The sequence below is a fragment of the Mitsuaria sp. MSU3D genome, assembly GCF_056867975.1.
In genome coordinates, this window is sequence record NZ_CP200314.1 from 2,648,179 (window position 1) to 2,661,908 (window position 13,730).

At 68.0% G+C, this 13,730-nt stretch carries 12 protein-coding genes; 11 read left to right on the forward strand and 1 reads right to left on the reverse strand.

Annotation, left to right across the window (positions count from 1 at the left end; genetic code table 11):
• Positions 1 to 59 precede the first annotated feature (59 nt).
• The 7 genes from rpsA to AC1VNM_RS11700 all read left to right on the forward strand — a co-directional run bounded on the left by rpsA (position 60) and on the right by AC1VNM_RS11700 (position 7,459).
• Complete coding sequence (rpsA, locus tag AC1VNM_RS11670) at positions 60 to 1,745, forward strand: 30S ribosomal protein S1 (protein ID WP_377161851.1); 1,686 nt, start codon at positions 60 to 62, stop codon at positions 1,743 to 1,745.
• Between the two features lie 173 nt (positions 1,746 to 1,918).
• Positions 1,919 to 2,233: an integration host factor subunit beta gene (locus tag AC1VNM_RS11675; protein ID WP_067282544.1), complete on the forward strand. Its 315-nt coding sequence runs from the start codon at positions 1,919 to 1,921 to the stop codon at positions 2,231 to 2,233.
• Between the two features lie 1,083 nt (positions 2,234 to 3,316).
• Positions 3,317 to 3,892 (forward strand): O-acetyl-ADP-ribose deacetylase, encoded by a 576-nt coding sequence (locus AC1VNM_RS11680; RefSeq protein WP_483109267.1) that lies wholly within the window; start codon positions 3,317 to 3,319, stop codon positions 3,890 to 3,892.
• Between the two features lie 182 nt (positions 3,893 to 4,074).
• Positions 4,075 to 4,374: a LapA family protein gene (locus tag AC1VNM_RS11685; RefSeq protein WP_377153591.1), complete on the forward strand. Its 300-nt coding sequence runs from the start codon at positions 4,075 to 4,077 to the stop codon at positions 4,372 to 4,374.
• Positions 4,364 to 5,521: a lipopolysaccharide assembly protein LapB gene (gene lapB, locus AC1VNM_RS11690; RefSeq protein ID WP_377153589.1), complete on the forward strand. Its 1,158-nt coding sequence runs from the start codon at positions 4,364 to 4,366 to the stop codon at positions 5,519 to 5,521. Before AC1VNM_RS11685 ends, lapB begins: the two co-directional genes overlap by 11 nt.
• Positions 5,522 to 5,640: 119 nt before the next feature.
• A complete protein-coding gene (locus AC1VNM_RS11695; protein WP_377161847.1) occupies positions 5,641 to 6,354 on the forward strand; it encodes a glycosyltransferase in 714 nt (237 codons plus the stop codon).
• Positions 6,355 to 6,364: 10 nt separating this feature from the next.
• On the forward strand, positions 6,365 to 7,459 hold the full coding sequence (locus AC1VNM_RS11700) for a glycosyltransferase family 2 protein (protein WP_483107025.1): 1,095 nt from the start codon (positions 6,365 to 6,367) through the stop codon (positions 7,457 to 7,459).
• A gap of 58 nt (positions 7,460 to 7,517) precedes the next feature.
• Here the strand turns inward: AC1VNM_RS11700 and AC1VNM_RS11705 are convergent, their stop codons facing one another.
• On the reverse strand, positions 7,518 to 8,651 hold the full coding sequence (locus tag AC1VNM_RS11705) for a glycosyltransferase (RefSeq protein WP_483107026.1): 1,134 nt from the start codon (positions 8,649 to 8,651) through the stop codon (positions 7,518 to 7,520).
• Positions 8,652 to 8,838: 187 nt separating this feature from the next.
• Here AC1VNM_RS11705 and glf point away from each other — a divergent pair, with 187 nt between their 5' ends.
• From glf to AC1VNM_RS11725, 4 genes are all read left to right on the forward strand, one after another.
• Positions 8,839 to 9,942 (forward strand): UDP-galactopyranose mutase, encoded by a 1,104-nt coding sequence (glf, locus tag AC1VNM_RS11710; protein ID WP_483107027.1) that lies wholly within the window; start codon positions 8,839 to 8,841, stop codon positions 9,940 to 9,942.
• 7 nt (positions 9,943 to 9,949) lie between these two features.
• Positions 9,950 to 10,822, forward strand: a complete 873-nt coding sequence (locus tag AC1VNM_RS11715; RefSeq protein ID WP_483107028.1) for a hypothetical protein — start codon at positions 9,950 to 9,952, stop codon at positions 10,820 to 10,822.
• An 84-nt stretch (positions 10,823 to 10,906) separates the two neighbouring features.
• Complete coding sequence (gene msbA / locus AC1VNM_RS11720) at positions 10,907 to 12,712, forward strand: lipid A export permease/ATP-binding protein MsbA (RefSeq protein WP_483107029.1); 1,806 nt, start codon at positions 10,907 to 10,909, stop codon at positions 12,710 to 12,712.
• Between the two features lie 126 nt (positions 12,713 to 12,838).
• Positions 12,839 to 13,729, forward strand: a complete 891-nt coding sequence (locus AC1VNM_RS11725; protein ID WP_483107030.1) for a dioxygenase family protein — start codon at positions 12,839 to 12,841, stop codon at positions 13,727 to 13,729.
• Position 13,730 lies beyond the last annotated feature (1 nt).

The following is a 13,730-nucleotide window of genomic DNA, read 5'->3' on the forward strand; positions in this document are numbered from 1 at the left end:
TGTCAGTGCTCAAGCCGCCGGACGCTCTGTGCCTGGCAAGGAAATCTCACATGTCCCAAATGGAATCTTTCGCCGCCCTGTTCGAGGAATCGCTGCAGAAGGCCAACATGCGCACCGGCGAGGTCATCTCGGCCGAAGTGGTCCGCATCGAGCACAACTTCGTGGTGGTGAATGCCGGCCTGAAGTCTGAAGCCTACGTGCCGGTCGAAGAATTCAAGAACGACCAGGGCGAAGTCGAAGTCCAAGTCGGCGATTTCATCTCGGTGGCGATCGACGCCATCGAAAACGGCTACGGCGACACCATCCTGTCGCGCGACAAGGCCAAGCGTCTGGCCTCGTGGCTGTCGCTGGAGAACGCGCTGGAATCCGGCGAGTTCGTGACCGGCACCGTCTCCGGCAAGGTCAAGGGCGGCCTGACCGTCCTGGTCAACGGCATCCGCGCCTTCCTGCCCGGTTCGCTGCTCGACACCCGCCCGGTGAAGGACATGAGCCCGTTCGAGGGCAAGACCATGGAGTTCAAGGTCATCAAGCTGGACCGCAAGCGCAACAACGTTGTGCTGTCGCGTCGCGCGGTGGTCGAGGCTTCGATGGGTGAAGAGCGCGCCAAGCTGCTCGAGACGCTGACCGAAGGCGCCATCGTCAACGGCGTGGTCAAGAACATCACCGAATACGGTGCGTTCGTGGACCTGGGCGGCATCGACGGCCTGCTGCACATCACCGACATGGCCTGGCGCCGTGTCCGTCACCCGAGCGAAGTGGTGACGGTCGGTCAGGAACTGACCGCCAAGGTCCTGAAGTTCGACGCCGAGAAGAACCGCGTCTCGCTGGGCCTGAAGCAGCTGGGCGACGATCCGTGGTTCGGCGTGTCGCGCCGCTACCCGGCCAACACCCGCCTGTTCGGCAAGGTCACGAACATCGCCGACTACGGCGCGTTCGTCGAGATCGAACCCGGCATCGAAGGCCTGGTGCACGTCTCCGAAATGGACTGGACCAACAAGAACGTGGCGCCCTCCAAGGTCGTCTCGCTGGGCGACGAAGTGGAAGTCATGGTCCTGGAGATCGACGAAGACAAGCGTCGCATCTCGCTGGGCATGAAGCAGTGCCGCGCCAACCCGTGGGAAGAGTTCGCCGAGAACGTCAAGCGCGGCGACCGCGTCAAGGGCCCGATCAAGTCGATCACCGACTTCGGCGTGTTCGTGGGCCTGGCCCAGGGCATCGACGGCCTGGTGCACCTGTCCGACCTGTCGTGGAACGAGCCGGGTGAAACCGCCGTCCGCAACTACAAGAAGGGCCAGGAAGTCGACGCCATCGTTCTGGCCGTGGACGTCGAGCGCGAGCGCATCTCGCTGGGCATCAAGCAGCTGGACGGCGACCCGTTCACGACCTTCGTCTCGGTCAACGACCGCGGCATGATCGTGACCGGCAAGGTCAAGACCGTCGACGCCCGTGGCGCCGAGATCGACCTGGGCGAAGAAGTCACCGGCTACCTGCGTGCTTCGGAAATCGGCCGCGACCGCGTGGAAGATGCCCGCAACGTGCTGAAGGAAGGCGACGAAGTCTCCGCCGTGATCGTCAACGTCGACCGCAAGTCGCGCAGCATCCAGCTGTCGATCAAGGCCAAGGACAGCGCCGACGAACAGCAAGCCATGCAGCGTCTGTCGCAGAACAACGAGCGTGAGAACGCCGGCACGACCAGCCTGGGCGCCCTGCTGCGCGCCAAGCTGGACAACCAGAACAACGGCTGATCTTCTTGAACGCCGGGCGTGGCGCGCAAGCGTCGCGCCCGGTCTCAAGAGAATCCCTTGTTCTGGCTGGAGGCGGGCTGAGTTAGCCTGTTTCCCAGACGCCAAATCGACGCACAAGCGCTTCGACAGGCTCGCTCCGCAGCGAGCCTGTTTTTCTTCAGATGCCGACGACCATGACCCGATCCGACCTGGTGGCCCACTTGTCCGAGCGCTTCGGCCAGCTCACGCAACGAGACACCGAGTTCGCGGTCAAGACCATCCTGGACGCGATGTCCGACGCGCTGGCCCGGGGCCACCGCATCGAGATCCGCGGATTCGGGAGCTTCTCGATCAACCGCCGTCCGCCGCGCATGGGTCGCAATCCACGCAGCGGCGAGCAGGTGCTGATCCCTGAGAAGCTGGTGCCTCACTTCAAGCCGGGCAAGGCCCTGCGCGAAGCCGTCGACGCGCAACTGCCCGTCACGGACGACGACCAGCAGGCCGCCTGAGCGCCTCACCGCTCGAACAGAAGCGCCGCGTTCCGCGGCGCTTTTTTTTCGAACGATGCACCGGCAGGCGCCCACTGATTTGCATCATCCAACCTCCAGTGCCGGACTCGTCGGCCCGGGCTCATGCTGCAACTCCTGAAGACGGTCTTCGACTCGCCCCCGAGCGCCTCCAACACTGCCGATTTCCTGAAGAAATCGCAGCCGCTTCACCGCGACCTCGAGCGACATCGGGAGGTCGGCGAGGCGCTGTACCGCGAACTCGACCACCTGCAGTTCCAAGGAACGAGGGAGCGCCAGGTCACACCGGGGGGCCATGACGCCACGGCGCCGCCGGTGTGCGAGTCGACGCTGCTGAAGCCGGACTTCGAGATGCCCGGAGGTTGCGTCAATCTTCATGCCAATCTGCTGCCGGCGGACCGCCTCATCCTCATGAGACCCCCTGGGTTCGCGGAGGCCGTGGCCTGGGCCGACGCCTGCATCAGCAACCGGGTTTCCTGCCTGGTCGACCTGGACGCGCCAGAGAAGCGGCAGGGGCATTGCATGAATCGCGGCACAACCACGTGGGGCGCGGCTCGTTATCGTGTGGATTTCGAGCAGGCAGCCAACGCGAATCCGACCTCGGGAAGCCACGCGGAGGCGAACTTCGAGGTGTCGTTGCTGCGCGCCGGTCAGGACGCCAACACGGCGCGCACGCAGCGGGTTCGACGACTGCAGGCGGCGCCCATGGATCCCCATGACCCCCTCACCCCCCAGCGGATGCTGGATCTCGTGAAGGCGATTGATGATCAAGCTCAGGGCGACGGCGAGGCCGTCGCTTTCCAGTGCGCGGACGATCACGCCTCCGCCCTGATGGCCGTGGCCTTGTCTGCCTACCGCCGTCTGAAGCGGGGGGATGAACCCAGCATCGACGATCTCAACGACTTTGTTTTCAACAAGTGCGCGGAGGTGCGGGCCTACCGCAACGTCGACATTTTCGAATCGCTTCACCTCACGACGCTGGTTGCGTTCAACCATCTCGCACTGGCGCAGACAAGGCGGGGCCCACCGACAGCCGCCCGGCGCACATCCGGCGACGCCTCTGCGCTGCGCGAGGATCCGGCCTCGGCGAGCGCGGTCAGTGGCGAAGTCTCGCAGACACCGGCGCAGACCAAGCTTCAGGCCATTCGCGCGGACATCACCACACTGTCGGTCGATGCCATCGTCAATGCCGCCAAGCCCTCTTTGCTGGGCGGAGGGGGTGTCGATCGCGCCATCCACCAGGCAGCTGGAAAGGATCTGCTCAAAGCCTGCAAGCCGCTGGGCGGCTGCGACACCGGCGACGCCAAGGTCACCCGCGCCTTCCTCCTTCCGGCGCTGTACGTCGTGCACACCGTGGGACCGAAATGGCAGAACGGCCACCATGACGAGGCCAATCTGCTCGCCAGTTGCTACCGCCGCTCCCTGGAAGAGGCGTCCAGGAAAGGCGCTCGCAGCGTGGCCTTCCCGTGCATCAGCACAGGCTCGTACGGATTCCCCGCGCCGGAAGCCGCCCAGATCGCGGTGCGCACGGTGACCGACTTCCTGACCAAATCGACGTCGATCAAGGAGGTGATCTTCTGCTGCTCCTCCGAAAGGCATCTCGAACTCTACTTGCAGGAACTGGACAAGCTGCCAGCGTGACCTTGCAGGCCAGCCCGTCGATGACCCGTCAGGCACGCGCGGCACGGAGATTTCAAGCGCCGCCTGATCCAGACCCGGGGTAAGAACGCTCGGTCGATCGATCGTTGGCCGAATGTATGCAGGGGTTAACTCGCCCTGCCATCGGTCATGGCGTACTCCGCACGCGCCTAGAATCGCCCCCCATGCGAATCCTGGTCTGGCTCTTCCGAGCATTCCTGTTCTTCTGTCTCTTCGCCTTCGCGCTGAACAACAGCCAGGAGGTCGTCGTGCACTGGTTCTTCGGCCAGTCCTGGCGCGCTCCGCTGGTGATCGTGGTGCTGCTCACCTTCGGGATGGGCTGCGCCTTCGGCGTGCTGGCGATGGTCCCGGCCTGGTGGCGCCACAAGCGCGCCGCCGCGCGATCGCTCCCTCCGGCGGACGACCTGCCGCCCCCTTCGGCGACCGCGACCGCCAACGACCCCAAGATCCCCGATGGAATTTGATCTCAGCTGGCTGCTGATCGGCGTGCCCCTGGTCTTCGGACTGGGCTGGCTCGCGTCCAAGCTGGACGCACGCCAATGGAAGCGCGAACAGCGCGACGCCCCGCGCGCCTACTTCAAAGGCCTGAACCTGCTGCTGAACGAGCAGCAGGACAAGGCCATCGACGCCTTCATCGAAGCGGTGCAGGCCGACCCCGACACCTCCGAGCTGCACTTCGCGCTGGGCAACCTGTTCCGCCGCCGCGGCGAATACGAGCGCGCCGTGCGCGTGCACCAGCATCTGCTGTCGCGCGGCGACCTGCCGAAGTCCGAGCGCGATCGCGCGCAGTACGCGCTGGCGCAGGATTTCTTCAAGGCCGGGCTGTTCGACCGCGCGGAGTCCGCCTACGAGGCGCTCAAGGGCACGGCCTTCGACCACGAGGCCGCGCTGGCGCTCCTGTCGCTGTACGAGCGCTCGCGCGAGTGGGCGAAGGCGGCCGAAGTCTCCGAGCAGCTTGAGGCGGCCGGCACCGGCAGCTTCGCGAGCCGCATCGCCAACTACTGGTGCGAACTGGCGCTGGAAGCCCAGGCCCGTCAGGACGAGCCGCAGGCGCGCCGCTGGCTGGACCAGGCCCGCGAACGTGCGCCGCAATCGGCGCGGGCCTATGTGCTGCTCGGCCAGATGCTGGCACGCCAGGGCGACCAGGCCGGTGCGATGGGCCTCTACGGCGACCTGCTGCGAGCCAACCCCGACGCCTTCAACCTCGTCGCACGCGACTACGCACAGGCCGCTCAGGCCACCGGCACGGCGCCCCAGGCGCTGGCGCTGATCGAGGCCCAGTACCGCCGCCATCCGAGCATGGCGCTGCTGCAGGCCATCGCGCTGCTGGAGCCCGCGCCCGACGCGCAGCGCCGCCGCCTGACCGAGCACCTGCGCGTCGAGCCGGCCCTGTCGGCTGCGACGCAGCTGCTGCAGCAGAGCCAGACGCGCCAGCAGCCGCTCAACGACGACGAGGCCCAACTGGTCGGCACCGCGCTGCAACGCGCCGTGCGGCCGCTGCAGCGCTACCGCTGCGCCGCCTGCGGCTTCGAGTCGCAGCACTATTTCTGGCAATGCCCGGGCTGCCTCAGCTGGGACAGTTATCCGCCCCGCCACGTCGAAGAGCTCTGACACCGATGACCACCCCGATGAGCTCCGCTCCGGCCCCGGCCGCCCACACGCCGGCCACCGCACCGGCCGGCACCCCGGCAACACCTGTCCCCGCGTCCGGCGACCGCGTCATCCTGTGCATGAAGTGGGGCACGAAGTACGGCCCCGAGTACGTCAACCGCCTGTACGCGATGGTGCGCCGGCACCTGCGCGGCGACTTCCGCTTCGTCTGCCTGACCGACCGCGGCGAGGGCGTGCGTGCCGAGGTCGAATGCCTGCCGATCCCGCCGCTGGACCTGCCGCCCGGCAGCCCGGAGCGCGGCTGGACCAAGCTGACGACCTTCAGCGACGACCTCGTGCAGAAGTACGGCCTGCGCGGCACGGCCCTGTTCCTCGACCTGGACGTGGTGATCGTCGACGACATCACGCCCTTCTTCGAGGAGCCCGGCGAGTTCCTCATCATCCATGACTGGAAGCGCCCCTGGCGCATCACGGGCAACTCCTCGGTCTACCGCTTCACGCTGGGCGCGCACCCGGAGGTGCTGGTCAAGTTCCGGCGCGAGTTCGACGCGGTGCGCCGGCAGTTCCGCAACGAGCAGGCCTACCTGTCCGACGAGATGCATCGCAAGGGCCTGCTGAAGTACTGGGACGACCGCTGGTGCGCGAGCTTCAAGTACCACAGCATCCCGCGCTGGCCGATGAACTACTTCCAGGCGCCCTTCATCCCCGACGGCGCGCGGATCCTGATCTTCCACGGCGTCATGAACCCGCCCGATGCACTGGCCGGCCGCAGCAACGGCAACTGGCGCCGTCCGAAACCTGCGCCGTGGATCGCCGATCACTGGCACGAGTGAGCCACGCACCATGAACGGCCCCCTTCCGTCCGCACCGTCACCCGACCGGCAGGCCCAGGACACTGCGAGCCCGGTCGGTGGGGCGACGCCCTGGCTGTCCGTGCTCATTCCCGTGCACAACGTCAAGGACTACCTGCGCGAGTGCCTGGACTCCGTCCTCTCGCAGGCGGATGCCGGCGTCGAGGTGCTGATGGTGGACGACTGCTCCACCGACGGGTCCGACGAGCTCGTGCGCACGCTGGTCGCGGCGCACGCCGACGGCCCGGTGCGCGTGCGGGGTCTTTTCCACGGGCAGAACCAGGGACTCTCCGGCGCACGCAACACCATGCTGCAGGAGGCCCGCGGCGAGTACGTGTGGTTCCTCGACTCCGACGACTACCTGATGCCGGGCGCGATCCCGCGGCTGAGACAGGTGGTGCAGGGGCACGCGCCGGCGTTGGTGCTGTGCGACTTCTTCATGTTGCGCGAGCGGATGAAGCTCAAGCATCGGCTGCGCGGCGAACTGCATCGGCGCACCTTCGCCGGTCCGGAACGCCAGCTGCTGCGCGATCCGTCGCTGCTGATCCGCGGCCTGTTCGAGGCGGGCCAGATGCACAGCTGGTCCAAGATCGCGCGGCGCAGCGTCTGGGGCGAACAGGTGCGCTTCCCGGTCGGCCGCTACTTCGAGGACATGGCGACCACGCCCTTGCTGGCGCTGCTCGCCGAGAGCTCGTGGTACGAGCCGGAAGTGTGGGTGGCCTACCGCCAGCGGGCCGGCTCCATCCTGAGCACGCCCAACATGACCAAGGCGGAGCACCTGGCCCATGCGCTCGCGAACCTGCGCGACGCGGCACTCGGAGCGCCGCTGGACGATGCGGCGCGTTTCGCCTGGGCGCACTTCGCGGCGCGCAACTTCATCGGCGCCTCGCGCATGGCCGACAAGGCGCAACCCGAAGGTTGTGCGGGGATGGTGGCGATGTTCCGCCAGGCCTTCGAGGAAGCATCGCCGATCCCGCTGCGCGAACTGGATCGCGCCTACAAGCGCCGGGGCTGGTTCATCCGTGCGATGCGCCTGCGCTACTGGCTGCGTCGCGCCGAGGACCAGCGCAGCGCCGCCACGGCCTGAGGCGGGCGATCACGCCGCCGCGTGGCCGGACGAAACCGGCCTACGCCGCCCTTCCACCTCAGAGCGCCAGCAGCATGTCCTCGTAGCGCCGCATCATGAGGTCGACGCCGTGCTCCTCGATCGCCCGCGCACGCGCCGCGGCGCCGAGCCGTCCGGCCAGCGGCGGATCGCGCAGCAGCCGCTCCAGCGCGTCGGCCAGCGCCGCTGGATCCGCCTCCGGCACGAGCAGGCCGGTGCGCCCGTCCTCGATCACGCCTTCGACGCCGGGCACCAGCGACGCCACGCAGGCGCAGCCCGCCGCCATCGCCTCCAGCAGGGCCAGCGGCATCCCTTCCCAATGCGTCGACAGCACGAAGATCTGCTGACTCATCAGCAGGCCCGGAATGTCGCCGTGATGCCCCAGGAAGCGCACCTGGTCGCCCAAGCCGAGTTGCCGGGTCAGGCGCTCGGTGGCGCGCCGGTAGGCCTCCTTGCCGCCGCCGGCCAGGTGCAGCACCGGCCGCAGGCCGCGCTCGCGCAGCAGCGCCAGCGCGCGGATCAGCGTCTGCGGATCCTTCTGTCGCGCAAAGCGCGCCGACATCACGATGCCGGGCTCGCGGCGCTCGACCGGACGGTCGTCGGCGGCGGTGAAGCGATCGAGCCGGATGCCGTTCGGAATCGCCGTGGTCTTCTCTTCCGGCATGCCCAGGTCGACCAGGCGTCTTCGAACGCCCTCCGACACGCCGACCAGCCGCGCACTGACCTCGCTCAGCCGACGCGCCTGCGCGCGCTTGCAACGCGTGTAGCGCTCACGCGAGTTGTGCTCGACCTGCACCAGCACCGGCACGCCGGCCAGGCGCCCGGCGCGACGGCCCAGCAGGTGTTCGGGAAAGCCATGCGCCATCAGCACGTCGGGGTGCAACTGCTCGCAGAGGCGACGCAGCGCCCAGATCGTCGCCAGGTGCGCCCAGCCGGGCACGACGTACACGGGCAGGCCCTGCTCACGCAGCGCCTGGATGCGGGCCAGCTTGGTGGCGTTCTCGGTGCGCATCTTGCGGCGCAGGACCAGGATGGGCGCGATGCGCTCGCTCTTCAGCTGCGCCAGGCACAGATCGACCGCCACCTGCGTGGCGCCGGAGAAGCCGCCGGTCACGAAGTGCAGCACGCGGCGGCGCTCGGGCGCCGCCAGGCCGCTCGGGGAAATCTCAGACATCGCGGCAGTGTATGCGGGGCACGTTCGGTTACCGGCGAGGAACGCCGCGGGCACGACGGCTGCCGAAGACGGTCGGCTGGGCGCTGAGAAGCCCCGCTAAAGCTGGGTTGTTCCGGAGGATCGCGGCCGCAGCGGAGATCACAATCCGAACGAATTGAATGCAGGAGACAGCCCACCGGGCTCGACCATGAAGACTGATTACCTGATCGTCGGCGCCGGCTTTGCCGGCTCGGTCTGCGCTCGCGTGCTGGCGGATGCCGGCAAGACCGTCCACCTGATCGACAAGCGCCCCCACATCGGCGGCAACGCCTACGACGAGCGCGACGCCCACGGCGTGCTGATCCATCCGTACGGGCCGCACATCTTCCACACGAACGCGAAGAAGGTCTTCGAGTTCCTGTCCCGCTTCACCACCTGGCGTTTCTACGAGCATCGCGTGCTGGCCAAGGTCGGCGAGCAGCTGGTGCCCATCCCCATCAACCGCACGACGATCAACACGCTCTACGGCCTGTCGTTGACGGAGGACGAGGTGCAGGGCTACCTCGAGACGGTGCGCGAGCCGCGCGACCCGATCCAGACCAGCGAGGACGTGGTGCTGAACAGCGTCGGCCGCGACCTGTGCGACAAGTTCTTCCGCGGCTACACGCGCAAGCAATGGGGACTGGACCTGTCGCAGCTGTCGGCCGGCGTCGCGGCGCGCATCCCGACGCGCAGCAACGACGACGACCGCTACTTCAGCGACACCTTCCAGTTCATGCCGGCGGACGGCTACACGGCGATGTTCGAGCGGCTGCTGGACCATCCAGGCATCACCGTCCGCACCGGCGTCGATTTCCAGGAGGTCCGCGGCGATTTTCCCGGCGCGCACATCATCTACACCGGCCCGATCGACGCCTACTTCGGCCACTGCCACGGCGCCCTGCCCTACCGCAGCCTGCGCTTCGACCACGAGCACCTGCCGACGACCGCGCAGGTGCAGCAGGTGGGCACGGTCAACTACCCGAACGACCATGAGTACACACGCATCACCGAGTTCAAGCACCTGACCGGCGAGACGCATGCGGGCACGTCCATCGTGCGCGAGTACCCGCAGGCCGAGGGCGATCCGTACTACCCGGTGCCACGGCCCGAGAACGAGGCGCTCTTCAAGAAGTACGCCGAGATGGGCGAGCAGGCCCAGGGCGTCACCTTCGTCGGCCGGCTGGCGCAATACCGCTACTACAACATGGACCAGATCGTGGCCGCCGCGCTGAAGACGGCCCAGGACCTGCTGGAGACGCCGCCAACATAATGGCGGGATGAGCGTTTATTCCGAAGACCGGACGCCGACCGCGATCCGGCGCCCCGTCGTGCTGGTGTCCTGGGACGGCACGAGCGAACCGCTGAGCCTGGTCCACCTGGACGCCTCGCCCGAGTTCGACTGGATCCTGTTCGACTACACCGGCCGGCAAGCCGCCGGTGCGCGCCTGCTGCGCGGTCAGCCGACGACCGTGCTCGCGGCGAAGACCGAGTGCAAGGGCGAGATCTTCAAGCACCTGTCCGATCACCTCGCCGCCACGGCGGCGGATGCCGGCGCCGGTCCCTGGCCGGAGTACGTCGGCGTGATCGACGACGACATCCTGCTGTCGGTCAGCCAGCTCAACACCGCGCTGCACCTGGGGCGCGTCGAGCGCCTGGACGTGTTCTCGCCCTCGCTGAGCCACGACAGCCCGTACTCGCACCAGTGGATGCGGCACCAGCCCAACCGCATCTACCGCGAGGTGGACTGGGTCGAGGTGATGATGCCCTTCTACCGCGGCGACCTGTTCATGGCGGCGCGCGCGTACTACCAGGACAACGTCTCGTCCTGGGGGCTGGACCGCTTCCTGATCCCGACGCTGCAACAGCTGCGCGGCCAGACCCGCACGGCGCTGCTGGACGCGGTGATGGCGAGCCACCGCCGCCCGGTGACCAGCGGCGGCAAGGTCTACCGCAACGGCCGCACCGCCTGGCAGGAACGCCAGATCCTGCGCCAGGCCAGCATGGACCTGATCGCCCGGGAAGCGCCCGGGCTGGTGAACGGCCCGTGGTACCGCCGCACGTTCGTCGCGCGGGAAACGCCCAACAAGTGGATCCGCTGGAAGCGGCGCGCCGCGCGCGTCGTGACGGCCTGGCTCGACGAATCGAGCTGAGCCGCGACTCCGGCACAATCGCCGCTTCCTCCCATCGATCCCCTGGCCGGGGCCGGCGCATCGCGTCCGGCGCCGACCTGCGCCATGACCGACCAAGCCTCCGCCAAAGACAACGAATCGCTCGGCCCCACCGCGAGCCGCCTGTGGCGCTTCATGAAGCCGCACCGCTGGGGGCTGCTGCTGTCGGTGGTCTCCTTCGTGCTGGTGGCGCTGACCGAACCGCTGATCCCGCAACTGCTGGGCTTCGCGCTCGGCGAGGGCTTCCAGGGAAAGAGCGCCGCGGCGACCACGCTGCCCGGTGGCACGGCCGTGCCGAGCATGCACGTCCAGTACAGCTTCCCGATCTGGATGGTCCCGATCGTGCTGATCGGCCTGTTCGCCTTGCGCGGCCTGTTCAGCTTCTGCGGCCAGTACATGCTGAACTGGACGATCTCGCGCACCGTCATGGATCTGCGCGCGGCGCTGCTGCAGGTGCTGCTGCGCGCCGACGCCCGCGTCTACACGAGCCTGCAGCCGGCCACCGCGGTGACCAAGGTCGTCAACGACCCGCAGCATGTCGTGACGCTGATCGCCGGCGCGCTGGTCACCATCCTGCGCGACGGCCTGCCGGCGCTGGCGCTGATGGGCTACCTGTTCTTCATCAACTGGAAGCTGACGCTGCTGTCGCTGATCACGGTGCCGGGGCTGGCCTTCGTGGTGCGAAAGGTCAACAAGCGGGTCCGGCGCATGGGCACCTGGGCCTATGACGCGCAGCTGCGGCTGGTTTCCGTCGTCGAGGACGTCACCCGCGCCTGGCGCGTGGTGCGCAGCTTCGACGCGGCCGATTACGAAACGCGGCGCTTCGCCGACCGGGCGCGCGAGGTGCAGCGCAGCTCGCTGAAGACGGCGGCGTCCAATGCGATGGCGCAGCCGCTCTCGCAGCTGATGGCGAGCATCGGCATCTCGCTCATCGTGAGCCTGGCGCTCTACCAGTCGCGGGTGAACGGCACCGGCGTGGGCGACTTCGCGGCCTTCGTCGCGGCGCTGCTGCTGATGAGCTCGCGGCTGCGGCATCTGAGCGACGTGATGCAGCCCATCACGAACGCCCTCGTCGTCGCGCGCGGCTGCATCGGTCTGCTGGACACGCCGGCCGAGCCCGACACCGGCACGCGCGAGCTGAGCGACGTGCGCGGCGACATCGCCCTGCAGCAGGTCACGCTGCGCTATCCCGGCGCGAACCGCGACGCGCTGGCCGCGCTGGACCTGAACATCCCGGCCGGCAGGACGACGGCACTGGTGGGCAGCTCGGGCGCGGGCAAGAGCTCGGTGGTCAACCTGCTGCTGGGCTTCGAGCGTCCGGACAGTGGCCGCATCCTGCTGGACGGCGTCTCGATCGATGAGTTGACGAAGGCCAACCTGCGGCGCCAGTTCGCGGTGGTGTCCCAGGACATCGTGCTGTTCGACGCCTCGGTGGCGGACAACATCGCCTACGGCCAGATGCGCGACGACGCGAAACTGGAACAGGCGTTGCGGGCCGCTGCCTTGTGGGACTTCGCGCAATCGCTGCCCGAAGGCCTGGACACGACCGTCGGTGCCAACGGCAGCAAGCTGTCCGGCGGTCAGCGCCAGCGTCTGGCGATCGCGCGCGCGCTGTACAAGGACGCGCCGGTGTGGATCTTCGACGAGGCGACCTCGGCGCTGGACACCGAGAGCGAGCGCGCCGTGCAGCAGGCGCTGGAGCAATGGCAGGGTCGCAAGACGCTGATCGTCATCGCGCACCGCCTGTCGACGATCCGTCGGGCCGACTGCATCCAGGTCATGGCCGACGGCCAGGTCGTCGAGTCCGGCGACCACGACGAGCTGGTGGCCAGGGACGGCGTCTATGCCGGCATGGTGAAGGTCCAGCACTGAGCGTCGCCCACCGCGCCTCGGACCTGTCCTCGGTCCGAGCGCGTCTTGTCAACGCTGACACAAAGACGATAAGCCCCCGACAAGGCCGATCGATCCAATGCGGAGCATCCCCTTCAGGAGCTCCGCATGCAGCCACACCGCCACACCCCGCACGAATCCGGCCACGACCATGATCAAGGCCTCGCGCACGACCTTGCCGTGCTCCAGCAGCGCCGACGCGCGCTGGGCCTGCTGGCGGGTGTCGCCGGCCTCGGCGGCCTGACCTTGCTCGGCTGCGGTGGTGGCGGTGCGGACGCCGGCACGAGCACCGTGGGTACGGGTTCCACGGGTTCCACGGGATCGACCGGCTCCACGGGATCGACCGCGAGCTGCTCGGTGATCCCCGAGGAAACCGCGGGCCCCTATCCCGGCGACGGTTCCAACAGCAACGGCAGCGGGATCACCAACGCGCTGGCGCTCAGCGGCGTCGTGCGCAGCGACATCCGCACCAGCATCGGCACCGCGAGCGGTACCGCCGGCGGCGTGCCGCTGACCCTCACGCTGAAGCTGGTGAACGCGAGCAGCAGCTGCGCGGACCTGTCCGGCTACGCGATCTACCTGTGGCACTGCGACCGGGAGGGCCGCTACTCCCTCTACAGCGCCAGCGTCGTCAACGAGAACTACCTGCGCGGCGTGCAGAGCACCGGCAGCGACGGCACGGTCACCTTCACGACCATCTTCCCCGGTTGCTACGACGGCCGCATGCCCCACATGCACTTCGAGGTCTACCGCAGCGCCGACGTCGCGACCTCGTACGCCAACAAGATCAAGACCTCGCAGATCGCGTTCCCGACGGCGGTCTGCACGACGGTCTACAGCACCGCCTCGGGCTACAGCAGCAGCCTGACGAATTTCAACCGCATCACCTTCGCCTCCGACAACGTCTTCAGCGACGGCTACACGACCCAGCTGGCCACGCTCACCGGCGACGTCGCGAGCGGCTACGCCGCGACGCTGACGGTGGGCATCGCCGCCTGAT

What these genes read in the sequence shown, in the direction of transcription:
- AC1VNM_RS11725 (WP_483107030.1), top strand. Translation starts at nt 12,839, where the DNA reads ATGCAGCCACACCGCCACACCCCGCACGAATCCGGCCACGACCATGAT.
- AC1VNM_RS11705 (WP_483107026.1), bottom strand. Translation starts at nt 8,651, where the DNA reads ATGTCTGAGATTTCCCCGAGCGGCCTGGCGGCGCCCGAGCGCCGCCGC.
- AC1VNM_RS11715 (WP_483107028.1), top strand. Translation starts at nt 9,950, where the DNA reads ATGAGCGTTTATTCCGAAGACCGGACGCCGACCGCGATCCGGCGCCCC.
- AC1VNM_RS11700 (WP_483107025.1), top strand. Translation starts at nt 6,365, where the DNA reads ATGAACGGCCCCCTTCCGTCCGCACCGTCACCCGACCGGCAGGCCCAG.
- rpsA (WP_377161851.1), top strand. Translation starts at nt 60, where the DNA reads ATGGAATCTTTCGCCGCCCTGTTCGAGGAATCGCTGCAGAAGGCCAAC.
- glf (WP_483107027.1), top strand. Translation starts at nt 8,839, where the DNA reads ATGAAGACTGATTACCTGATCGTCGGCGCCGGCTTTGCCGGCTCGGTC.
- AC1VNM_RS11685 (WP_377153591.1), top strand. Translation starts at nt 4,075, where the DNA reads ATGCGAATCCTGGTCTGGCTCTTCCGAGCATTCCTGTTCTTCTGTCTC.
- msbA (WP_483107029.1), top strand. Translation starts at nt 10,907, where the DNA reads ATGACCGACCAAGCCTCCGCCAAAGACAACGAATCGCTCGGCCCCACC.
- AC1VNM_RS11675 (WP_067282544.1), top strand. Translation starts at nt 1,919, where the DNA reads ATGACCCGATCCGACCTGGTGGCCCACTTGTCCGAGCGCTTCGGCCAG.
- lapB (WP_377153589.1), top strand. Translation starts at nt 4,364, where the DNA reads ATGGAATTTGATCTCAGCTGGCTGCTGATCGGCGTGCCCCTGGTCTTC.
- AC1VNM_RS11695 (WP_377161847.1), top strand. Translation starts at nt 5,641, where the DNA reads ATGAAGTGGGGCACGAAGTACGGCCCCGAGTACGTCAACCGCCTGTAC.